Genomic DNA, 23,064 nt, shown 5'->3' on the forward strand with positions numbered 1-23,064 from the left:
GTGAGGGAAAGCCGGCGTCGATCCCGCCGGCCGATAAGATTAAACTTCGAGCGCGTCTCTACGAGAAAGATCGATTTTGCCGGTCTTATCTACGTTCAAAACTCGGACCTTAATGATTTCGCCTTCGCGCACGACATCCTTAACCGAATTCACTCGTTTAGAATCCAATTTGGAAATATGGCAAAGACCTTCTTTACCCGGAAGAATCTCGACGAAAGCTCCGAAGTCGGTGATTCTCTTCACTTTTCCTTCGTAGATCTTCCCGACTTCAACTTCCGCAAAAAAGCCTTCGACCATTCCGGCCGCTTTTTCCGCAGATTCCATATTGGCCCCGGCAATCGTAACGCGACCATCGTCGTCGATATTGATATCCGCGCCTGAAGCTTCAATAATGGCACGTATATTCTTGCCGCCCGGACCTATCAATTCGCCGATTCGATCTTTCGGAATATGCTTGATAATGATACGAGGAGCTTTTCTGGAAACGGTAGCCTCAGCCTTGGAAATATGTTTTTCCATAATATCCAAAATATGGAAGCGAGCCTTTTGGGCCTGACTAAAGACCGATTCGAGAACATCGAACGCAACGCCTGTGACTTTTAAGTCCATTTGGAAAGCGGTGATTCCTTTGCGCGTTCCGGCGATTTTACAATCCATATCGCCGAAATGATCTTCCAAGCCTGCGATATCCGAAAGGACCGCAAAGCGCCCCTTCTCGTCCGAGAAAAGTCCCATCGCAATTCCTGAAACGGAAGATCTGATTGGAACTCCTGCCGCCATCAATGCGAGGGAACCCGAACAAACGGAAGCCATGGAAGAGGAACCGTTCGATTCTAAAATTTCCGAAACGACTCGGATTACGTAAGGAAAGTCATCCAACTTCGGCAAGACAAGCTTGAGCGCTCTTTCCGCCAAATTTCCATGCCCGATCTCTCTCCTTCCTGGACCTGAAGATCTTCTTACTTCACCGACCGAGAACGCCGGGAAATTGTAATGAAGCATGAAGTTCTTTTCTTTCTGTCCTTCCAGCGTTTCGTAACGCTGATTGTCGGAAGCGGTTCCAAGTGTCACGGTTCCTAAAGATTGAGTCTGTCCGCGAGTAAACACGGCAGATCCGTGCACGCCCGGTAACGGACTCATCTCTACACCGATATTTCGGATCTCATCCAGTTTACGACCGTCAAAACGAACGCCTTCGTTTAAAACTTGTTCGCGAACGATCTCATACTCGAGTTCATGTAAGAAATTTTTAATATCTTTGATTTTTTCCGTTTCAGTAACGGTCGTTTTGAAGTATTCGACGACTTCCTTATTAACGTTGGAAACTTCTTTCGAGCGGGATAATTTATCCGGAGTGCGGTTCGCCGCGGAAAGTTTATCGAATGCGTATTTGCGAACCTCAGTCAGTAAAGCTTCGTCTTTTTGTTTAAGCTTGACTTCTTTCTTGGCTACCGCCAATTCCTTGACCCAATTTTCCTGAAGTTCTACGAACTTCGCAATATGGGATTGTGCAAATTTCAAAGCGACCAACATTTCCTGATTGGAAAGTTCTTTCGCTTCGCCTTCGATCATTACGATATGAGTTTTCGTTCCGGCTACGATCAAATCCAAATCGGAATTTACAATTTCCTTATTTGTAGGATTGATGATCAGCTCACCGTTGATTCTTCCTATACGTGCTCCCGCAATCGGACCGTTAAACGGAATATTAGAAATAGAAAGAGCGGCAGACGCTGCATTCAAAGCGTGCCCTGCCGTCGAAACTTCGGTATCTGCAGACAACACTTGAACCAGAAGCTGAACTTCGCAAAAATATCCTTCCGGAAAGAGGGGACGGATCGGACGATCTATGATTCTAGAATTAAGTACTTCGTGCTCGTACGGTTTCGATTCCCGTTTAAAATATCCGCCGGGAAAGCGTCCAACGGAATAGATCTTTTCGGAATATTCGCAGGTTAAAGGGAAAAAGTCCTGACCTTCTTTCGGTTCATCGGCGGCACATACGGTGGCAAGGAGAACCAAATTTCCGGTTTTATAAACGACGGATCCATGAGCCTGTTTTGCCCAGTCTCCCGTTTCGAGAGTGATTGCATCCCGACCGAATTGGCCGGTAATAGATTTTGCCATGAGACGGACCTTACTTACGTAGTCCGAGAGTTTCGATCAACTTCTTGTAACGATCTAGATCTTTGCGTTTTAGGTATTCCAATAATTTCTTACGTTTGCTTACGAGTTTAAGTAAACCCGTTTTTGAATGAAAATCTTTCTTGTGACCTTTAAAATGCTCGTTTAAACCCTTAATGCGAGCGTCCAGAAGTGCAACTTGAACCTCGGTGGATCCAGTGTCTGCGTTTCCTTTTGCAAATGCGGATATAATTTGCTTCTTTGCTTCCGTAGTTATCATAGCTTTGAGTGTACCTGTGCCAATTTTCGGGGGCTAGGGCATGGCGTCCAAGCTAATTTTTAGGGAAGACCTTTAAATATTTATAGGTTAAACTCCCAGGCAAGCCATCCCGCTTACACCAAGCCAAAATTTCCCCTTCCGGAGAAGTCAGCAGAAACTCCTGAGCGGGGATCCATTCCAATTTGATCTTCTTGCCGTGAAAAACGTCTCTTACTTCGGTTCCGGGAATTTCTAATGTCGGGATATCTAAAATTTCTTCAGGAGGGTGGATTTTTGCGGTTTTCGATTCTAAGCAAACAAAACTATCGGCTTGCTCCAACGCCAATTTGCCTACCTTCGTACGAATCAAAGACTTAAGGCTCATCGGAAGCCCGCAAGCCTCTCCGATATCCATAACAAGCTTTCGGATGTAAGTGCCGCCCGACACTTTCGTTCGGATCGTCAGTCCAGTTTCTTCAAAATTCCGAACTTCAAATTCGTAAATTTTAATCTTTCGAACGCTTGGCGGAACTTCGACACCCTCTCGAAACAACTGTGCTCGTCTTTTTCCACCGACTTTCAAGGCGGAAATTTCCGGCGCGGTTTGTTCTTCCCATTCAGGAACACTCCGCAACACAGCATCTAATTTAGAACGATTTTCAATGAGCCATGTTTTGGTCTTCTCGATTTCCCAATCTTCCAAAACCAAACCTTCCCGGTCTCCGGAATCGGTGGAGAATCCGAACTGAACTTCAGCGACGTATTCCTTTTCTTTGGTTAAGAACAAAGAAGAGAAGCTCGTGGAAGAACCGATGGGAAGAAGCATCAAACCGGAAGCAGCCTTATCCAGCGTACCGGTATGCCCTACCTTCCGGAGTCCGAGAGACTTCTTTGCCTTTAGGACCAAGTCGGAGGAAGTCATTCCTACAGGCTTATCCAGAAGTAAGAATCCAATTTCAGTTCGGGTTTGTGGGTTTTCTCGTAAGTCGAAGGGATTCATCTAAGCCTTGGATGTATTCGTCATCCCAGACAAAGGAAATCTTCGGAGTCATTCGAAGATTCAACTTTGTCGATAAAGTCGCAGCAAATTTTCCTGCGGCGCTATTTAATCCCGCCAACAGTTTTTCCTTCTTTTTATCCGTCACAATAGCGGTAACGTACACTCTTAAGAATCTAGCGTCGTCGGATAACTCCGATCGATGAACGGAAACCATATGCACCCTAGGATCCTTCACCTTTCCGGTAAGGATCATCATGGCGACGGTTCTCACCGTCTCCACTTCGATCTTCCTCTTACGGATCGGGTTCAAAATCGTCCTCTTAGTCGAGCTTCCGTTTGATCACCGTGACCGTATACGCTTCAATCGAATCTCCGACTTTGAAATCGTTGAATCCTTCCAATTGAATACCGCATTCGAAGTTGTTTAGAACCTCGTTTACTTCGTCCTTGAATCGTCTCAGTGATTTTAATTTTCCGTCGAAAACGATCACGCCTTCGCTGATCACACGAACTCCGGAGGCTTTGGTGATCTTTCCGGAAGTAACCATACAACCGGCGATATTCCCGATTTTCGATACTTTGAAAACCTCGCGAATCTCGGCAGTTCCGATGACTTCTTCGATCTTCTCCGGTTCGAGAAGTCCTTCCATAGCCATCTTGATCTCGTCTACAACCTGATAGATAATGCTGTAGTATTTGATCTGAACGCCTTCTTTTTCCGCCAGCGCGATCGTTTTCGGATTCGCTCTTACATGGAATCCGACGATGATAGCGTTCGAAGCGGAAGCCAACATAACGTCCATATCGACGATAGCTCCAGCGCCGGACTGAATCACGTTCAATTTCACATCCGGTGTGGAAAGTTTTTCCAAGGCTTCTTTTATCGCCTCTGCGGAACCGCGAACGTCCGCTTTGATGATAACTTTCAGTTCTTTTAACGCACCTTGTTTAATGAACTCGTTCATGTTTTCCAAGGTTACTTTAGAACCGGTTGCCCCGGCGTTGCCGATACGTTCGAACTCGATCCTATGCTGAGAAATATTTCTGGCTTCTTTTTCATCCGCCATCGAATCAAAAGGAGCCCCGGCATCAGGAACTCCGTCTAAGCCTGTCACCTGAACAGGAAAGGCCGGTCCGGCTTCCTTGATCAAATGTCCATAATCGTCATACATGGCCCGAACACGTCCCGAAAAGACTCCCGCTACGAACGGATCACCCACTCTGAGCGTTCCGTTCTGAATTAGGACGGTTGCAACAGCGCCCCGACCCGGATCCAATTTTGCTTCTACAATGGTTCCTTTCGCTCTTCGTTTCGGGTTTGCCTTCAGGTCTAGAACTTCGGCCTGTAAAAGTACCGCTTCTAAGAGCTTATCGATTCCTATATTTTCTTTTGCAGAAATCTTGCAATACATGGTATCGCCGCCCCATTCTTCCGATTGAAGTCCGTGGTTGGCGAGTTCTTGCATTATCTTTTCCGGATTTGCGGTCGGAAGATCGACTTTGTTGATTGCGACAATAATCGGGACCTTCGCATCCTTCGCGTGCGATACAGCCTCCAATGTTTGAGGCATTACTCCGTCGTCGGCCGCTACCACAAGAATTACTATATCCGTAATTTTCGCACCACGAGCCCTCATGGAGGTAAAAGCTTCGTGACCCGGGGTATCTAAGAATGTAATTTCACCTCTCGGTGTCTTAACTTGGTAAGCGCCGATATGCTGCGTGATCCCGCCTGACTCAGTATCAATAACGGAGGATTTACGGATGGTATCCAACAACCTGGTCTTACCGTGGTCAACGTGACCCATGATGGTAACGACCGGGGGTCTATGGATATAATCTTCAGGACTATCCTTCTCTTCTCCGATTAAAGTTTCCTCATAAAGAGAAACCACTTTAACTTTGCAGCCGTATTCATCCGCAAGAATCGACGCTGTTTCGGCATCGATAATATTATTGATCGTGACCATCATTCCCATCTTCATGAGTTTTCCGATCACATCGCCGGGCTTGAGATTCATTTTCTTGGCAAGCTCGCCGACTTGAACATTTTCTAATATTGTAATCTCTTTAGGTACCGAAACTCCGGTAGGCCCACCGCTTTTATGTTTACGATATGATTGTTTAAAGAACTTGGAATTTTCCGCGCCAAAAGAGGATTCCGATCTGCCGGATTTTTCCTTCTCTCCACCGCGTTTTTTTCCGGAAGGCCCGAGTACGCCTCTACCCTCTCCGCCTGGAGGACCCGCAACTCCCGAACCGGGGCCGCCTGGACCACGGAAACCTGCACCTCCGCCGCTACCTGGGCCGCCTCGGTATCCACCGCCTTGTCCACCCTGGCCTCCACGATAACCTCCGCCGCCACCTTGACCGCCTTGGTATCCACCGCCTTGTCCACCCTGGCCTCCGCGATAACCTCCGCCGCCACCTTGACCGCCTTGGTATCCACCGCCTTGACCTCCCTGGCCTCCGCGATAACCTCCGCCGCCACCTTGACCGCCTTGGTATCCACCGCCTTGTCCACCCTGGCCTCCGCGATAACCTCCGCCGCCACCTTGACCGCCTTGGTATCCACCGCCTTGTCCACCCTGGCCTCCACGATAACCTCCGCCGCCACCTTGACTATCGGAAGAAGAATCCCGGTTGGTTGGTCCGGTATATGTCTGTCTTTGATTCGGACGAGATACTATAATATTATTGTCTTCTCTCTGAAAGGGAGTTTTTTTCCCCGAGGTATCCGCATCCAACAAAGGTTGGCTCCTCGGAGTAGGAGGTTCCGGACGATCTTGTCTAGTTTCTGCGTATTGCTGTTCTTTTGGATGGGAGGAAGACGGCTGCCTTGCGCTCGATCCACCGCCGGTTCCGGAAGCGGATTGTCTAGGAGCAGCTTGCTGTTCACCCGAGGTCTCTTTTCTGAAACCAGAGGCGGGAGAGGCATTTTTCTCATCCGGCTTCTTTTTAATTACCAGCTTCTTCTTCTTACCGGCATCGGCAGAACCTTGGAGCTTTTCCTTGATTGTCTTATTCTTATCTTCCATATAATTTCCTGGTCTTGTGAAGGCGGGTTCCTTCCGGTTTTCCACCCGATGCTCGGGTGATCGAAGAGATTAACCCTCTTCCACCCACTCCACTGATTCAGCCAAAATTTTGAGAATTTGCGTCGCGGTTGTCGGGCCGATTCCTGGGAGTTTGGCCAAATCATCCTGACTGATCTCGATCAAGGTTTCTACGTCGTTGATACCGGCGCTCCGCAAAAGACCGATTAGGCGAGCAGAAAGACCAGGTAGATCTTCCAGGGGAGTCGCGCCGTCGTCTTCCTCCTCTTCGGTAGGAGGACTAAATAATTTCTCAAGTCTCTCCCGCGCTTCCGGGGAGGAAAATTCTTCGTTATACTGTGCAATTGTTTTGATATCGATCCGGAAACCCGTCAGTTGAGAAGCTAACTTTACGTTAGAACCGTTAATTCCGATTGCAAGAGATAGTTGTTCTTCCGGAACAATCACCATCGCCTCTCTTCCCTGCGTGTCCACTTTTACGTCGAATGGTTTTGCTGGAGAAATCGCGTTTGCAATAAACTCGGTCGGGTCGCTGGAATATTGGACGATATCAATTCGCTCATTTCCGAGCTCGCGTACGATGGATTGAATTCGGACACCTTTCATCCCAACGCAGGCTCCAACGGGGTCGATATCTCCCCGAGTTGCATGCACGACCACCTTTGTTCGTATGGAAGGTTGCCTTGCAACGTTGACGATCTCGACGAGGCCGTCGTAAATCTCGGGAATTTCCATTTCAAATAATTTCTTAACAAAATCTGCGGAAGCTCTAGAAAGAGTGATGACAGGAATCGGTTCCCGAGGCCTTAACTCCACCCTCTGAATAATCGCTTTTAAACGATCTCCGCTGTGGTACTTTTCTCCGGGATTCTGCTCCCGTTTAGGCATGATACCTTCCACTTTTCCCAAATCGATAGACATAGCGTCTTTCTTCCAACGTTGAAAATAACCGTGGGTCAGTTCTCCCTCTTTTGCTTTATATTCTTCATATAAAAGCTCTTTCTCCATATCTCGGAGACGCTGGAAAACCATCTGCTTTGCCTGACTGGAGATGATTCTGGACAACTCCATCGGCTTTTCTTTAAATTCTAATATTTCGCCGATTTCCGCTTCCGGATGAGTTACTTTCGCATCTGAGAGAGAAATTTCCAAACCGTCTTTGGGCTCTTCATCGACTACCTTTCTAGGAACTATAATGACAACGTTATCGCCTTCGTTATTCGAAGCGAATTCCACTTTAATCGGGTTTTCCGTATCATCCAAACCGTCGAGTCCGGACTTTTTCTTATAGGCCGTAATTAAAGAGTCCCGTATGACTCCCATAACCGCTTCCCGGTCCAGGGATTTATCGGCGCAAAATTGTTGAATTGCTTCCAACAGATTGCCTTCGGCTTCTTTCTTCTTTACTGCCATAATCAAATACTTACGTACAAATTTCCTTTCAGTATATCCTTCAATTCCAAGAAGGCTTCCTTTTTTTTCCCGCTTCCTTTCTTCCGTTTGGAAAACGGTTCCAAAATAAAACGGTCACCCTGCCTATCCAAGATCTTGAAGATCCCCTCTTTCTCACCCGACTCACCTTCAACTCGGTAAACGAGGCGTACTGGAATTCCACGGAACCGATCCAGGTCCCCCGGAAGCACCAGTTTCCTTTCCGCTCCCGCAGAAGAAACTTTAAGAGTATAGTTCAGATCCGGGAAGATCCGTTCCAACTCTTCATTCAGTTTTCTGGAAACTTGCTCACATTCCAGAAGGCTGACGGAACCGTACGGGTGTTCGAGGTGATCCAACTCTACCTCGATCAGCGTATGGTTGGGCCTTTGGCTAACCATGAGTGCGTACAACTTAACGGGTGCGAGCAGGATACCATCTAAGATCGAAGAGATCGTTTCCTTACTGACTGTCAAGTGCCGGCCTTACAGAGAGTCTCTGAACCGCCTCTCTCGCCTGTGAGAGCGAGATGTTCCCATCAAAGTCGACATTTTCATGTCAAACTTAGACTTGTTACTACCCATACTATGGGGTGGTTCCCGATATCCTTTCAAATTATTTGGGACAAGCCCTAGTGTAAAGTAAAAAATCCACCGTATCCGAGGACTCAGTTTCTTGGATCGGTCGAAATTGCTTGTTTTCTGATGGAATACTCGAGATGGTACCGTTTACGTCCGAATCGGCGGAACCTCCGCCCATCGGATTCATTTCGAATTATGCATCCATTTAAACCCAGTAAAAACGAAAAAACAATCTTCCGTTTCCCTTTAATTTTCCTCATCGTAACCGGGGCGCTTCATTTCGCCTGCTCTAAATTCAGAGTAGATGATTACAACCCGTATCTTTACGGAAGAGTAAAGTTAGGAAAGGATATAAAAGAGCTTCAAGTTAGCATCGTCAATAGGGTTCCGACAAACGTGCCGAACCAAATTGCGATTGCGTCAGGCTTGATGTATATCCCCGATTTCGAACAATCCCTCGTAAAAGCATTCACTACGGAGGGCGAACTCAAGTTCGTAATCGGAAATCCGAAAGAAAAGACCTTGGATAAGGCGAAAATTTACAACGTCAAACTCGGTCGAATCGGCCTTGTTTCGGTTTCCAGAAACGAGGATGTCTTTATTCAATCCCGAATTTCGAAAGACGACGTAAGACAGGACAAGACTCCCGAAAATATTTTTGCTAAGAAATCAGGAGAATTTCGAACGGATGCGGAAGAAGCTTTACCTTCGGTTATTCTTAAAGTCAGTGATTCCGGAAAATTAGTTCAGACGATTTACGCGGACGGAGTCGGAGGATCCACCCCCTTCGGCTATGTGGAACGAATAGAGGCAGGTCGCAACGATCTACTTTTCGTATTTCATCGTTCCAACGGAGAGATGCGTTTGAGCGTATTCGACGAGGCGGGAAAAATCAAACAAAGATTGGATTCCAATGATTTCAAGGATATCGTAAATTCAGTATCGGACGGGAACACTTGGTATATCGATACGATCCTTCCTCATTCGGAAGGAGAATATGCCTTGGCCGCTTTCAGTTTTTACGAAGCGAAGTCCGGACGATTTAAATCGCGTAAAATTTATCGTTACGATTGGGATGGCAAGCGAGTCACTCCGATTAAAGAAATACAAGACCCTTCCGAAACCCTGTTCTGGGTATTGAACGACGATAATTTTTTCATTTGGGAAACCGAAGCCGAGGAAGGAAACTCCATCCGTCTTCAAGTTCACGACGACGACGGCAATCACGTAAACAATATACGTCTCAACTATCCGCCTCCACGAGGTCTCTGGAGAGAAACTTGGATGGATGCCAACGACGAAATCTATTCCGTAAGAATCCGCTCGGGCTATCTCGAAGTGCATAAATGGAAATGAATTAAAGTGAGAAGCGAAACTCTTTTTACCGACGAGGAAAGTGTAGAATTAGATAAACTATCTATCACAGAAAGAGGAACATCCCCTCAATTGTTGATGGGCTTTGCCGCCGTTTCCATTTTTCAAACCTGGAAAACCAAATTCAAAAAAAAAGGAGGCGCGCTTTTCCTTTGCGGGTCCGGAAATAACGGCGGAGACGGTTTCGCGCTGGCTCATTTTCTTTCGGCGGAAGGAATTCCTTGTCGTGTCTTCTACAAAGACGGAAAACTTTCCGAAGAGACTTTATTTTATAAAAATCTGTGCGGGAGCTCCGGCGCCGAATTATATCCTCTCCAAGAATTTCATTCTCAATCCTGGAATCATAATGAGATCGTAGTAGATGCCCTAGTTGGAACCGGATTTCGGCCGCCGCTCTCCGAGGAACTCAAACGCATTGCTTCTGAACTAAAAATACTCAAGGAAAAATTCGGCTCGGATTGCTTCGTCCTTAGCATCGATGCTCTCTCCGGATTTCATCCTGACGGTCCTCCTCCATTTCCGATCGATGGACTGGCGGAAATCGGATCTCCTAAACTGGTGAATCTATTCCATTCTGAAATCGAAGTGGAAAAAACTTTTCATCCGATCGGATTTCTTCGCCATAAATTTTCCAGCCGGCAAAGAGTGTTGATTAAGGCCAATAGAAAAGAATTAAAGAAACGGATGCAGCGAGGATACAACTCCCATAAATATTCGAACGGTTCGGCCGTGTTTCTAGGCGGTTCGGACGGGATGACGGGAGCGATTCTATCCTCCGTCCTTTCGTTTCACGAAATGGGCGGAGGTATCTCTCTCGTTTTAACGCCGTCCGTAAATACGATACAAAAAGTACTTAAGAAGGATTCGTCGCTAATGGTAAAACTGTTTGCTTCCGATCAAAATCCTTTTTTGGGAAGTTTTGCCGGAAAGGCGAAAGCGTTCGCGCTCGGCCCTGGGCTTTCTCCGGAAAACTGCCCGACTTCCCTTCTTCCGGAAGGAGTTCCCGTCATTTTGGATGCAGGGGCAATTTTGCCTTATTCGGTTACTAAGTTGGGTCCGAATGTGCTACTCACTCCGCATGTCGGAGAATGGTCCAGGGTTACGGGAAAAACGTATACCGGTTTTCTGGACGCCTGGCAGGATGCAAAGGAATGGTCGATAGAAAGAAATTGCTTTATTCTTTTAAAAGGGAGCATTTCGGTTTTATGCACTCCGAAGGAAGGTTCATTCTTTTGGCCTTACCAGGAACCGAAACTTGCAGTGATGGGAACTGGCGATGTTTTGGTAGGAATGCTTGCTTTCTTTCTTTCGAGAGGTCATGATATGGTGGAAGCGGTTCGTTTAGCCCTTAGCCTTTTTGTTTCCGCCGCAGAAATATCGGAAGGCTATCCGAGCGCCGGAAGAATTCGCAAAAACATTCGCAAGGTAATATCCCATGGGTAAAGGTTATCACTCTCGTTCTCCGGAAGAATTTAGAGAATTCTTAAAGCAAATCCAAACCATGGGAAAAGAGAAATCCCGCACAAAGTTAATTTTGCTATTCGATCTTATTCTACTCTTATTTATTTTCGCAGTCGTTGCAAGAATCGTAAACCCGTTAGCGTTCACCGGAAAAAAAGAATCGAATCAAATAACCGTATCGGGAGTACAACTGCGAGTCTCCGAGAGTCGCGACGGAGAACGTCAGCTTCCGGTTTTCTTCCTATTTATGACTAACTCGAGTTCCGTCGATGTAAAGTATCCGAGCGCGGGTATGAAAATAACGGCCAAGATCACTACGAATACAGGTTTATCCTGCCTTCAGGAAGAATGGCAAATCCCTTCTCGAACTATTGCGGTCGGAAAGACCGAATTCTTTCGCTATGAACCGAATCGAGATCGGGTGAACGAACTACCCGAAGAGTGCAAAGTTATAAAACCGAATTTCTGGACGAATATCACTCGCCATTTCAAAACCGCGGTGGAGCGAAACTTCGAACTGGAAATACTCGATCAGACATCCGTAATGCAGTTGAATATCGAAAAAATATGAGGCCATCATGAGCGAAGCGATCAACACATTGAACCAAATCACCTCGATTGTAGACGAAAAAGCCACGATCTTCCGGACAGAATGGAGTAAAATGCCGAAAGTTCGCGCCGTAACAGAACGCAAATTAATCCTGGATTTAATAGAGACCGCCTTACAAGCGGCAGCCACAATCCACCCTGCACCCGTTGATCTTGTCCGAGATCTGAAACGACTTTCCGAAGAATTAAAGCGATTACCGGTTTAAGCGACGAGCGGCGGAGGTTGGTGTTGATCTTGAAAAATCCCCACCCCTCCTGGGCGGGGGCCGGATCGGCGGATTCCCGAAGTGGTAGGTATCAGAGTTTGGATTTTTGGAGAAAGTCTTTTATAATTTTTTTTCTGCTGGAGCTCCAACATAGATTGGCCGGAATTTTTTCTTGACAATCGTCCATTTTGCGATTTCGGTCCGCATCTTCATCCGAAGGCCGCGCTCGAGAAATTTAAGACGATCGAAATGATTTGAATTTTAACGATATGTAATTATCTCTTTCTTCCAATTTAATTCCGCCTCGGAAAGATATTCCTCTAATTCAAGATACGAAGATTTCCCTTCCAAATATTTCAATAGAAATTGATCCCCCACCAGTAGTTCGATTGCAGGTCGATCGGATCGAAATTCGTACGGACCCTGCAGGTAGGAAAATTCCCGAGGATAAGTCTCTTGAATGGTCTTCAATAAATGTAAACCGAAAAGCAGGCTATGAAATTTTGCAGGTTTTTCCAGTAAAATCTGATACCCCCCGCACACTTCGCCTGCATACTTATGAAACGTAGGTATAAACCTCAACGGTCTCAGATGGAAGATCCCTCTCTGCGGTTCCTCCAATTTTCTTCTGAGTTTCTCATTGCCGTAATCGATATAAGGAGCCCCGAAAGTCTCGAATGGACGTGTAGTTCCTCTTCCCTCCGATAAATTCGTTCCCTCGAGTAAACATAGGCCGGCATAGACATAGCAAGTTGAAATCGTCGGAATATTCGGGGATGGCGGAACCCATAAAAATGGGTCGTATTGATCCGGATAAATTTTGTTGATAGAATAGAATTCGAGATCCAACTTGAATTTATCCTTATAAAATTTTAAAAGTCCGGCTGCGGTAAGTCCATGTCGATGCGGAACTCCCTCAACTCCTACAAACGAAGCATATTCCAACTGCAGAGGGCTTCCTTCAATTCCCGTTCCCGCAGGATTAGGAGAATCAAAAACGACTACTTTAATTTTTTCCGAGCCATTCCGATTTCGATGATCTACAGCATGCATCAAATAAAGGGCCGAGGTCAAAAAGGTGTAATACCTTGCCCCTACGTCTCGAATATCGATTAAAATCGTATCTAATCCTGCCAGAGATTCCTGTGAAGGAACCAGACTATCTTCAGAATCCCCGTACAAATTTAAAACTTCAGTGCCATCCAAATCATATTTGAGCGAGGCTCCTGAAATCTGATCCTGCAATTCGGCAAAGAGCCCATGCTCCGGCAAGAAAAGCTTTTTTAGCCCGTATTTCTTACTAACGGTTCGAAAGTGATATTCGTGTTCCCAGCCATAGGCGCTCTGATTCGTAAGCATTCCGATTCTTGATCCGGCTAATAGGGAATCCATCTTCTTCATTTCGCTTAGGAGCATTCTAAGCAGAATGAAATCAGTCAAGCAGTAGAGAAATCTAGCGCTCAAAGAAGCCCCCGAAAATTCGGTTTGATAAGCGAGTCGCCTCTCGATTGCCGGGTTTTTAAAGCCGATCTTAGAAAAAGAGTTTCCCGGATCGACGAAGGATTGTTTTCTTCTTAATTTGCTCTCTTTAGCGAACGTATGGCCTTAGATACAAGTATTCCAAACCAAAAAGTAACTATTCCGGCAGGAACCACTCTCTTTCCGGAGGGATCGGCGGTAAATTCTCTCAATGTTTTACACAGCGGCGCTTTACGATACGTCATCGACGGACCCAAGGGCAGGAAATTAGAGCTTTTCAAACTTTCAGGAGCGAATCTTACTCCCGGCGCGACGGCCTTATTTGCAGGTGGAAGATACCCATATACGATCATTACTGAGCAAGAATGCATTTTATCCACGTACGTTATGTCGCCCTCGACTGTCGCCCGTTCCCTTGCCGCGCGTTCTTCGCTGGGAATTATGGTCGGCCGATCATTACTCAGAGAAATCACAGAACTTTTTAAACGAACTAATCAATTAAGGAAAATTGCCTCGGATCTCGGAAAATCGAACGATAATTTTTCTCTTCTTTATTATCAATTCAATCCTGGAGTTTTTCCCGACATCAAACCTGGTCAGCCGATTAGCGATCCCGGCGCAGAGATTGTGGATCCAATCCTTAGGTTGGCTCGAGAAAATTTAAAGAACTACTTCGAAAACGGCGGATTGCTACCGGAACGACCGACCCCCACCTACATTGACGAGGATCATTCTCAGCAATTGCTAAAGTATTATCCGGAAGAAATTGAATTTCAAGATTCGGAATTTAATTTCCTTCGAAAATTGATTCTTGTGGATCCGAACTTACTAGCTCAACTTTTTACGCCGGATCCGGCGATGGTATCCTATATTTGCGAAAAATTGGGAAAGGTTCAAAACGACTTAACGGGAAGTACGAAGATCGTATTAGAGGAATTGGAAGAAGCCTTTCGATTCCTAATCGGAGGAGATGAAAGCATCGCCGAAAAATTCTATTTGATTTTAGATATGACGGCAAACGGTTATTCGACTGCTCCTCCCGAATTCGTCGTTCCAGTTCTTCAAACATTGTCTCAAAAAATCGAGAAGGCATTAGCGGGGCATCAGTCTCTATTTGGCGCGGGGATGCCGAATCCTTCGCAGAATATTCGAAACTTTCTCGAAAAAACGGCGGGACTATCGAAGAAATACGAATCCCTACCGCAAACCCAATCGGCTTCGACGAATGGATCCATTGGAGTGGACTCATCGGCGGACGCTACAGCAATACGAAAAGAACTTCAAAATTCAGCATCTACGATAATTCAGTATTCGGGCTTGGGAGGAGACGCTATTAAAGAATTCTCCGCTCTTATGGTAAAACTTAAGTCCATGAAGAATCCGTTGGATTCGGATAATGATACGAGAAAACTACGAAGATCCATTACGAAAATCTATTTTGATATCTATGCGGGATGCTTTCAAAAATATTTAAATACAAATAAGAACGTTCCGAAGCCTGTCGATCTAATGCTTAAATACGGCTTTTTTGACGAGACTCTTTTGGACGATTCTCAACTCGTATTTATGTCCACGTTTAAGGACGCAATCACGTCCGTTTCGGATATACCGATTCATTATGGAACCGAATGGTTGGAAAGAATTTATAAGAGAGAAACTCCCACATCCCTGGATGAATTGGGTCAAAATTTCTTCGATAAAGTGAAAATGGATAACAGAAATGCCGTTTTCAAAAAGGAATCCGATCTCCCCCCTGATATCGATAATCCGGAAGCAAGATTAAAATTCGAATTCGGCGCTATGTACGAAGCGAATGTTAGGTTAACGACGGGATCTCTTGCGACTTATCTGCCGATTCTGACTAAATTCCACTCTCAAATTCCTCTAGGGAAAGCCTATGTTACTAAAAAGATGCTTACTGACGCCGTTCACGACGTCATGGGAATCGATTTCTCGGTATTTAATCGGGAAGTAATCTACAATAACCCGGAAATGGGCATTAATAAGGAGTTCGTGCAAAAAGCGGTTATTCCCGATTTCGTTATAGTGCCTTCGATCGGAAGCAAAATCATGATGTGGCAGGAACTATCGGTCCACAGAGGCGCAGGTTCGAAAGAAAGTCGCGGTCGCATCGTTTTACCGGTTTTCGTACAAGGAGATTTAAAATCGCTTCTTATCGATGCATTTGCCGCGTTCCGATGGGAACTCTGCAAAAGTATCTTAGGCCCGGAATGGAATAACGTGGGAAATCCTTCAATTACAGCCGATTATATGGACTACGTTCAGTTCTATAAAAAGAACAAGGATCTCTCGATAGAAGTAAAGGAAAAGCTGGCCGCGGAATTTAAACGTTTCAGGAACGAGAGGGATATCTTTGCTAATGATTATCAGCTCTGGATCAAATACGAATCGGAAAGCGTACAACGATTGAATCGTGTGGTGCGTAGTATTTTCTACAGACATATTCCTTTTTCACGACCGATTCGAGAAAAAGTATCCAAGATGCCTGCGTTTAGCGAGATTAATAATAGATTCATCAACATACGGACTCGTAAATTTACGGAGCTTGAAAACCGCTATAAAAAATACATCAACGCGCTTGGATCCCTGCCTGATCCATTACGCGAAAATCTCGAATTTTATAGAGTTTAATAACGATAGAATTTGAATTCTTTTCCTTCGATTACATGCGATGATGCGACCGTTTAATAATCCCGGCGCGAATTTGTGGGAGCTCATACAGATAAAAAATTCGAATGTCGTTTGACAGAATCTCGATAAAATGATATAGCGGGCGAAGCGTTTCTCCCACCAACCCGCCTCCTCCACCCAAGTTCAGGGTGGGGCTCAGTCATCGCTGCCGGCGTAGGAACTCCTACAAATGGACTAAGCGTTACAAAGAATATTATAAATTAAGATTTATTTCGAATCAAACGTCTTCGAGTAAGTAAGGGCGAGTGTATTCTCGAACGATTTCAACTACAAAACGTCCCCATGATTTAGGGTCTTCCGGTGAAATTTCAATTTGGCGTACTTTCGGAAAATAAGGAGCGGGTTTAAACGCAGTATGAGTTAATTCCATCGCCCGCAAATAGTTATCCACTCGCTTCACGCGAACGAAGTTCAATAACTCCCCCTGTATTTTCTCCGTTGGAATGTACCCGATAATAATCAAACGCGGGAATAATGATTTTTTCAATAAGTTGATAAAATCACCGAAGCTATCTACTCTATCGATGAATCCTTCATAAGCCCCGCCTCCAAGATTCATAATCTGCGTTACAATATCCATAGTGAAGGATACGCCCTCGGCGGAAGTCATGTCGGAAATGATAACGATTCCCTCGTCGGGTTGAAACGTCTTAAATTCTACGGAACCCTTAAAATGACGACGAAGCAATTTAGCCGTCGATATATCTATCTCCGCGGCTTTCGGTACTAGAATTTTTCCAGTGGTGTCTGCAATAGGTTCTCTAGTAATCAGATATCTTTTTTTAGCGGCGTTCTGGTTCATTACCCGGAATGCTTTAACTTTTTCCTCGAGCTCGTCGAGGTTACAGTAACCTATTTTAAGGACGTTTTCCCTCGCTCGTTTTTTAAGTTCTATATCTTCCATATAAATGGCGCTGCAGGATACGCCGTGAGGAACCAGCATACGGATGCTTCAGAATTCCGCGATAACTTACCGGCTATCGAGGGATAGTATACTAAAAAAACCGTTCTGAAAAGCCTAGTTTTTAGCCCCGCAAAAACGGCTTGTCCTCCAGGGAAACGATTTCCTGAATGGAAAAAGATGCGCAACCTCCGCAAATCACCCTCAAATCGGTTTAAAATCTTTTTAATTTTCAGGGTTAGCCGGTTCCTATTTATACTCTTTTTACTGTATTCCTGTCAATCAGTAGAATTCATTCCCGATATTGTCTATCGAGAGGATTTGATACGCACTCATAAACAGTCGTGGAAAGAGATTGAAATACTGAAAGAAGCCCCCAGGCGACGAGAATACGAGGTTTACGGAAGAATTCTTATCCGTAATTTTGGGGATGGTAAAACCGACAAATATTACTACGACCAAATAAGGAAAGAATTGTTCGATCGCGGCATGGATGGAATGTTTCTGGCGGCAAAAGGTATAGTTTCAATGCCTCCGACTCTGTTCCAAAGTGGAACTGCAAATGGATATTCTGCAAACTTCGCCGAATTACCTCAGGAAGCTCGCGTCTTAGAAGGTATTGCATTTCGTTATAAAGAACCGGACAGCGATGGCAAGACGTCTCGATAGCGAAATTAAAGTTCTTTCCAATGGCGATTGGATATTTCGAGGAACTAAAATCGAACAAATAGACATCCTCGCGTATTTCCGCAAAAACCTCAAAGAAGCACCCGACGGTGTTTACATCGATAATCAATATGGCGACCTTTCCGAAAACGGCTACGTTCATCTTGAAGGTTATCCAATAAATTTGATTCGAGTTTCTGAGATTGCCGGTAGCCTGACCTTCCTTACCGACGGCGGAGACGAGCTAAGACTAGCGGAACTGGAATTGTCGGCGGACCGAAACGGAAATTTGATCGCGAAAAAAAAAGGCGATAAACTCTTAAAATTCAGAATCGCAAGAAATGTTTCGACCGAACTTTCGAAATATATGGAAGAAACGGAAACAGGTCTCCTACTTCGAACGGCAATGGAAAAAAGAGAATTAAAAGAAACTAATGAAGGTCCGGAAGTTCAATTGCCTCAAGAATTCCGAATTGAAAACTAAGTCCGATATATTGCCGGAATCTCCGACCGTAAAGTTCAAGCTTCCGATCGATCTGAGAATAGAATGTCAGGTCAACTCGTCGGAATAAGAACGGTTCTTCCCAATCCTTTTCCTTGTGCCATGGAATCTAAGATCGAATTCGCATCGTTTAACGGGACTAAATGAACGGGAACCGGAAGTAATCGGTTATTGGACACTAACTTCAATAATTCCTTAAGTTCCGACGGCGACCCCGTATAGCTGCCCTGTATTTTAAGATTCTTAAGGGCTATGACCGGGGTTGGTAAAGAGACCTCACCGCCAAATAACCCGACACAGATTTGTCTTCCATTTTTGCTCAGTAAGGAAAATGCCAGAGCAGCGGTTTCGGAGTTATTTACAAAATCAACGACGGATTTGGCCCCGGAAACTCCGATCGATTTGCGAATCTCGGTCTCGCCTACATTCGACAGCATCGTTTGAAACGACGAATCGAACTCTCCTATTTTTTTCAATCGATCCGAATCAACGTCTAAGAAGACAATATTGGCAGTCGTTAAGCACCTAACAATTTGTGCGGCAAAAAAACCTAAGCCTCCGGCGCCAATAATGACTAACGTTTCCTTTTCCGATAAAGGTAGCGCTTTCTTTAAGGCGCTGAAGGCCGTTAATCCCGCACAAGCGTAGGAACATGCCGCTTCCGGTTTCAAGTTTCCGATCGGAATCAACCATTTTTGATCGGGAATTAAAATGCGATCCGAGTATCCCCCATCTTGGTAAACTCCTAATGATTTCGGTGACGCGCACAGATGCGGTAAATTAGCTTGGCATTCCGAACATGCATTACATCCGATCCATGGATAAACTAAAAAGAGTTCATCGACAGAAACTCCCGTAACTTCCGGTCCTATCTTAAGTATTTTTCCGACAATCTCATGGCCGGGGGTTAACGGAAGTGAAACCCCGCGATCTTTCACCCACATTTTTTTCCCTGATCCAAGTTCGTAATAACCTTCACGAATATGCAGATCGGAATGACAAACTCCGCAAGCGAGTACTTCTAGTAAGACCTCGCTATTTTTCGGAATCGGATCCGGAGAGTTATTTAAGACAAGAGGTTTTCCGAAATCGATTAATTGAACCCGCTCCAAAGTTTTTCACCTATTCCAGGATACATTTTTCGATTTAATAGAAAACGCTCATTTGCTTCATCCTGAATAATTCCCTCTATGACATTTGAAATTTCTCGAATTCCTTCTTCCGGCGCAGAAAGGATATTTACCTTTGTAAAGAAGCCGTGCGTATAGCCTTCAAAGCGTTTAAAATAAGTCGGCACGCCTTCTTCCGCTAATCGATCCGCATATAATTCTCCGTCGTCTCTCAGCGGATCCAAACCGGCCGTAAAAATGATCGTTGGAGGGAGGTCCCGCAAACTTTCCGCTCGAAGAGGCGAGGCTCGAGGATCGTTTCTTTTACTCTCATCGGGAATATACTGATTCCAAAACCATTCCATATCCTTTCGGGTGAGTCCGGGTCCATGTTCAAAGGTTTTGTATGAGGCGGTTTCAAAATTCGCATCGGTTACCGGATAAATTAAAACCTGCAGATCAATCTTCGGCCGCTTTTTATCTCTAGCTTCTCTTACGATTACGGACGCAAGATTTCCTCCCGCGCTGTCTCCCGCGACGACCAAGGGGAATTTTTCCCAATCTTTCCGAGTGGTAATCCATTCTAATGCGCAAGTTGCATCATCGATTGCTGCCGGAAATGGAAACTCGGGAGCCAGCCGATAATCGACTAGAGAAACTATGCTTGAAGTTCCGTTCGCTAATGTTCTTGCAAACGGATCAAAATCATTCAAATTTCCGACTGCCCAACCGCCTCCGTGAAAATAGAGAATGCGGGAACGAATTTCTTTTTTCGGAATATAATTTCTTACGACTATCTTTCCATTCGAAGTCAAAATCGACGTATCGGAAATATCACTCATTTCCGGTCCCTCGCCTAAAAGGGAACGAATCGCAGAATATCCTGTCCTTCTCTCGACAGGAGTTCCTTCACTAAATCCTTTCAGCCCTAAGGACAAAATCTTTTGCACGTAAACTGCCATTTCCGGAGCTAATTCCATATTATGATTCTCCGCGAATTAAATTTCGCTCACGATCGGATGCCAGAAGCGGATCAAAGATAAACCCAAAATCCGTTCTTGTCGTTCCAATTTATCATTCGGCTCGAAGGATTTAGGAGTAAATCTATCCGAAAATAAGCGTTACTCGCAGAATTAGTGATTCGATGGAATTTTGAGGGGATTCAGAAGGCCGAATTCAACTCTTCTCGCAAACGCTTTGCCTCTTCAAAATCGGGTTTGATTACGATCGCTTTATGCAGGTATTGCAGAGAACGTTCCGGACGATTCCAAATTTTATACAGTGTCGCTAAGTTAAAAAGTGAAATATGCGGGGCGTCGTTTAATCGACAACGTAGGGATTTTTTCAGCCAATAGACCGACTCTCTTTCTCTTCCTAATCGAAGTAGTAGTATTCCTATCTCATTGCACGGATTACCGTATTCCGAATTTGTCTCCACCGAACGATAAAAATAATAGAGACCTTTTTGCCAGTTTGACCTCTGGTTTTCGATCAATCCCAAGAAAAAATATGCTTCATGATCTTCAGTTTGTTCTAAGAAGGTTTTCAGTAGAAACTCGGAACGATCCAGATCTCCGATTTTATAAAAGAATTTTGAGGCTTCAAGCTTATCTTCAGGTGTCAGGCTTTCCAATTATCTACCCGTTTTTCTTTTATTTTCGGCCGCTGCTGCCAAGAGCTTAATTGTGTTTTCCGTGTATGACTTCCTTCTTTAACAAGCCTAACAAAGTTCCCGCTATGCCGGCCGCATCTAGACCGTATTCGGCAAAGATTTCTTTTCTCTCTCCATGATGAATCGGTTCCGGCGGAAAACCGAACGTTTTCAAGAACCTTGAAAGATATTCCGGTGAAATTCTGTTTAGAAGATACCCTGAAGCTCCGCCGTCGACATAACTTTCATCCAAAATGGTAAAATATCGGACTTTCGAAAGTTCCTCATCTAACGCTTCCTTTCCAAGCGGTCGTAACCATACCAGATCGATAAGCGTAACGGAAAGACCTTCGTGCTCTAAGAATGTAGCGGCTTTTTTAGCCTCGTCGAGCATAGAGCCGATCGATAGAATCGCTATATCCGATCCTCTCCGTAATACTCGAAACGAACCCGGATTTAGCTCGAGTTTCGAGGAAAAATCCAAACCGGAGACATCCACCGAGGCTTTCGGGAATCGGATTGCGATCGGAGATTTATCGTAAGTCTCCATAAATCGAAGAGAATCCACCAAATCTTGCCCGGAAGAAGGAACAAAAACATCCATGTTCGGTAAAGATAAAAGATAATTCAGATCGAATAACCCTTGGTGCGTTTCCCCGTCAGGTCCGACGCAACCTGCACGATCTATCACGAAACGAACCGGCAAGTTCATAAGCGAAACGTCTTCTACCAACTGATCCATCGCCCTCGTTAAGAAGGTGGAGTAAATGCACATGTAAGGAATCACATCGCCGTTAGTCATCGCTCCAGCAAACGCGACCGAATGTTGTTCGGCGATTCCGACGTCAAAAACGTGATCCGGGAATCTGGCCACATATTCTCCAAGACCGGATCCTTCGATCATCGCAGGAGTAATCGCGGCTATCTTCGAATTTTTTTCCGTTAATTGGGTTAATACTTTTCCTACGATCTTTGAATAAGAGATTTTGGATTCGTCCCCCGAATCCATGGCTCCATCCTCCTTTCGAAATGGAGTAACTCCGTGATATTTAATCGGGTCCTTCTCCGCCGGACTATATCCTTTCCCTTTTTGGGTGATAACATGAAATAAGATGGGGCCTTTCATCGCTTTAAGTTTGCGAAGCATAGTAACGAGACGAATCACGTCGTGACCGTCTTCAGGACCTATATATCCGAAACCTAAATCTTCGAATAAACCGCCCGGGGTAAAAACGTCCTTGAATCCCTTTTCGACCTTTTTGAAAAAACTTTCCATAGCGGGACCGACGATCGGAAACCATTTTAGAAAAGTATAAAATATCCTTTTCCAGTTCAAATAAAAATGGGAGCTTATGATATTATTTAAATAACTCGAAATGGATCCGACATTCTTGGAAATCGACATATAATTATCGTTCAGAATGACAAGGAGATCCTTCTTTAAATGACCGGCATGGTTTAGGGCCTCGAGCGCCATACCCGTAGCGATCGAAGCGTCTCCGATAATGGCTATTACATTGTAACTTTTACGGGTTAGATCTCTGGCAACCGCTTCACCTAGCGCTTGAGAAATCGAAGTACCTGCGTGACCGGTATTATATAAATCATACGCAGATTCTTCCCGTTTAGGAAAACCGGATAAGCCTTTAAATTTTCGAACAGTAGAAAGTTTATCTTTTCTACCGGTTAGAATTTTATGCGGATAAGTTTGATGACCGACATCCCAAATCAAACGGTCATTCGGCGTATCAAAGACGTAATGCAATGCTACGGTAAGCTCGACTACGCCGAGATTGCTGGCAAAATGGCCGCCGACTCCCGAAAGGGTATCTATAATATAGTTTCTAACCTCGGCGCAGAGCCGGGGCAACTCCTCCAAAGGAAGTTTTCTGAGGTCCGCGGGAATACGGATGCCATCGAGATTCGGTTGTTGCTGTTGCATG

At 45.1% G+C, this 23,064-nt stretch carries 20 protein-coding genes; 7 read left to right on the top strand and 13 right to left on the bottom strand.

Annotation, left to right across the window (positions count from 1 at the left end; translation table 11 throughout):
• Nucleotides 1-39 precede the first annotated feature (39 nt).
• The 7 genes from pnp to rimP form a co-directional block, all read right to left on the bottom strand.
• Nucleotides 40-2,127 carry a polyribonucleotide nucleotidyltransferase gene (pnp, locus tag LEP1GSC058_RS07330; RefSeq protein ID WP_016548970.1) on the bottom strand — a complete coding sequence of 696 codons (2,088 nt, stop codon included), beginning with the start codon at nt 2,125-2,127 and terminating at the stop codon, nt 40-42.
• A gap of 10 nt (nt 2,128-2,137) precedes the next feature.
• On the bottom strand, nt 2,138-2,404 hold the full coding sequence (gene rpsO, locus LEP1GSC058_RS07335; protein ID WP_016548973.1) for a 30S ribosomal protein S15: 267 nt from the start codon (nt 2,402-2,404) through the stop codon (nt 2,138-2,140).
• 52 nt (nt 2,405-2,456) lie between these two features.
• Nucleotides 2,457-3,383 carry a tRNA pseudouridine(55) synthase TruB gene (gene truB / locus LEP1GSC058_RS07340; RefSeq protein WP_039948159.1) on the bottom strand — a complete coding sequence of 309 codons (927 nt, stop codon included), beginning with the start codon at nt 3,381-3,383 and terminating at the stop codon, nt 2,457-2,459.
• Nucleotides 3,340-3,693: a 30S ribosome-binding factor RbfA gene (gene rbfA, locus LEP1GSC058_RS07345; protein ID WP_039948160.1), complete on the bottom strand. Its 354-nt coding sequence runs from the start codon at nt 3,691-3,693 to the stop codon at nt 3,340-3,342. Before rbfA ends, truB begins: the two co-directional genes overlap by 44 nt.
• A gap of 10 nt (nt 3,694-3,703) precedes the next feature.
• Complete coding sequence (gene infB, locus LEP1GSC058_RS07350) at nt 3,704-6,421, bottom strand: translation initiation factor IF-2 (RefSeq protein ID WP_016549059.1); 2,718 nt, start codon at nt 6,419-6,421, stop codon at nt 3,704-3,706.
• A 69-nt stretch (nt 6,422-6,490) separates the two neighbouring features.
• Nucleotides 6,491-7,852 carry a transcription termination factor NusA gene (gene nusA / locus LEP1GSC058_RS07355; protein ID WP_016548960.1) on the bottom strand — a complete coding sequence of 454 codons (1,362 nt, stop codon included), beginning with the start codon at nt 7,850-7,852 and terminating at the stop codon, nt 6,491-6,493.
• Nucleotides 7,853-7,854: 2 nt separating this feature from the next.
• Nucleotides 7,855-8,283 (bottom strand): ribosome maturation factor RimP, encoded by a 429-nt coding sequence (gene rimP, locus LEP1GSC058_RS07360; RefSeq protein WP_232224641.1) that lies wholly within the window; start codon nt 8,281-8,283, stop codon nt 7,855-7,857.
• Between the two features lie 363 nt (nt 8,284-8,646).
• Between rimP and LEP1GSC058_RS07365 the strand changes: the two genes are divergently transcribed.
• Genes LEP1GSC058_RS07365 through LEP1GSC058_RS07380 form a run of 4 tightly spaced genes read left to right on the top strand, consistent with a single transcriptional unit; the run spans nt 8,647 to nt 12,101 of the window.
• Nucleotides 8,647-9,807 (top strand): LIC_12708 family protein, encoded by a 1,161-nt coding sequence (locus LEP1GSC058_RS07365; RefSeq protein WP_016549023.1) that lies wholly within the window; start codon nt 8,647-8,649, stop codon nt 9,805-9,807.
• 6 nt (nt 9,808-9,813) lie between these two features.
• Nucleotides 9,814-11,268 carry a bifunctional ADP-dependent NAD(P)H-hydrate dehydratase/NAD(P)H-hydrate epimerase gene (locus tag LEP1GSC058_RS07370; RefSeq protein WP_016548920.1) on the top strand — a complete coding sequence of 485 codons (1,455 nt, stop codon included), beginning with the start codon at nt 9,814-9,816 and terminating at the stop codon, nt 11,266-11,268.
• Nucleotides 11,261-11,857 (top strand): hypothetical protein, encoded by a 597-nt coding sequence (locus LEP1GSC058_RS07375; RefSeq protein WP_016548988.1) that lies wholly within the window; start codon nt 11,261-11,263, stop codon nt 11,855-11,857. The genes LEP1GSC058_RS07370 and LEP1GSC058_RS07375 overlap by 8 nt, the downstream gene beginning before the upstream one ends.
• A 7-nt stretch (nt 11,858-11,864) precedes the next feature.
• On the top strand, nt 11,865-12,101 hold the full coding sequence (locus LEP1GSC058_RS07380; protein ID WP_016549062.1) for a hypothetical protein: 237 nt from the start codon (nt 11,865-11,867) through the stop codon (nt 12,099-12,101).
• 261 nt (nt 12,102-12,362) lie between these two features.
• Here LEP1GSC058_RS07380 and LEP1GSC058_RS07390 read toward each other — a convergent pair whose 3' ends face one another.
• Nucleotides 12,363-13,529 (bottom strand): DUF1343 domain-containing protein, encoded by a 1,167-nt coding sequence (locus tag LEP1GSC058_RS07390; protein WP_408605693.1) that lies wholly within the window; start codon nt 13,527-13,529, stop codon nt 12,363-12,365.
• 171 nt (nt 13,530-13,700) lie between these two features.
• Between LEP1GSC058_RS07390 and LEP1GSC058_RS07395 the strand changes: the two genes are divergently transcribed.
• Nucleotides 13,701-16,232, top strand: coding sequence for a Crp/Fnr family transcriptional regulator (locus LEP1GSC058_RS07395; RefSeq protein ID WP_016549036.1), 2,532 nt, complete (start codon nt 13,701-13,703; stop codon nt 16,230-16,232).
• Nucleotides 16,233-16,509: 277 nt separating this feature from the next.
• Here LEP1GSC058_RS07395 and LEP1GSC058_RS07400 read toward each other — a convergent pair whose 3' ends face one another.
• Complete coding sequence (locus tag LEP1GSC058_RS07400) at nt 16,510-17,196, bottom strand: hypothetical protein (protein WP_039948183.1); 687 nt, start codon at nt 17,194-17,196, stop codon at nt 16,510-16,512.
• 318 nt (nt 17,197-17,514) lie between these two features.
• Between LEP1GSC058_RS07400 and LEP1GSC058_RS07405 the strand changes: the two genes are divergently transcribed.
• Together LEP1GSC058_RS07405 and LEP1GSC058_RS07410 are read left to right on the top strand one after the other, a co-directional pair.
• Nucleotides 17,515-17,862 carry a hypothetical protein gene (locus tag LEP1GSC058_RS07405; RefSeq protein ID WP_232224636.1) on the top strand — a complete coding sequence of 116 codons (348 nt, stop codon included), beginning with the start codon at nt 17,515-17,517 and terminating at the stop codon, nt 17,860-17,862.
• Nucleotides 17,843-18,343, top strand: coding sequence for a hypothetical protein (locus LEP1GSC058_RS07410; RefSeq protein WP_016548984.1), 501 nt, complete (start codon nt 17,843-17,845; stop codon nt 18,341-18,343). The genes LEP1GSC058_RS07405 and LEP1GSC058_RS07410 overlap by 20 nt, the downstream gene beginning before the upstream one ends.
• A 71-nt stretch (nt 18,344-18,414) precedes the next feature.
• Here LEP1GSC058_RS07410 and LEP1GSC058_RS07415 read toward each other — a convergent pair whose 3' ends face one another.
• The 4 genes from LEP1GSC058_RS07415 to dxs form a co-directional block, all read right to left on the bottom strand.
• The gene (locus LEP1GSC058_RS07415) at nt 18,415-19,473 is read right to left on the bottom strand and encodes an alcohol dehydrogenase (RefSeq protein WP_016548931.1); all 1,059 of its coding nucleotides are present in this window, start codon (nt 19,471-19,473) and stop codon (nt 18,415-18,417) included.
• Nucleotides 19,455-20,450: an alpha/beta hydrolase gene (locus LEP1GSC058_RS07420; protein ID WP_016548937.1), complete on the bottom strand. Its 996-nt coding sequence runs from the start codon at nt 20,448-20,450 to the stop codon at nt 19,455-19,457. The genes LEP1GSC058_RS07415 and LEP1GSC058_RS07420 overlap by 19 nt, the downstream gene beginning before the upstream one ends.
• Nucleotides 20,451-20,632: 182 nt before the next feature.
• Nucleotides 20,633-21,103: a tetratricopeptide repeat protein gene (locus tag LEP1GSC058_RS07425; protein WP_010569254.1), complete on the bottom strand. Its 471-nt coding sequence runs from the start codon at nt 21,101-21,103 to the stop codon at nt 20,633-20,635.
• Nucleotides 21,104-21,149: 46 nt separating this feature from the next.
• Nucleotides 21,150-23,063: a 1-deoxy-D-xylulose-5-phosphate synthase gene (dxs, locus tag LEP1GSC058_RS07430; RefSeq protein WP_016549010.1), complete on the bottom strand. Its 1,914-nt coding sequence runs from the start codon at nt 23,061-23,063 to the stop codon at nt 21,150-21,152.
• Between the last annotated feature and the right edge of the window lies 1 nt (nt 23,064).

The sequence above is a fragment of the Leptospira fainei serovar Hurstbridge str. BUT 6 genome, assembly GCF_000306235.2.
Lineage (GTDB): Bacteria > Spirochaetota > Leptospiria > Leptospirales > Leptospiraceae > Leptospira_B > Leptospira_B fainei.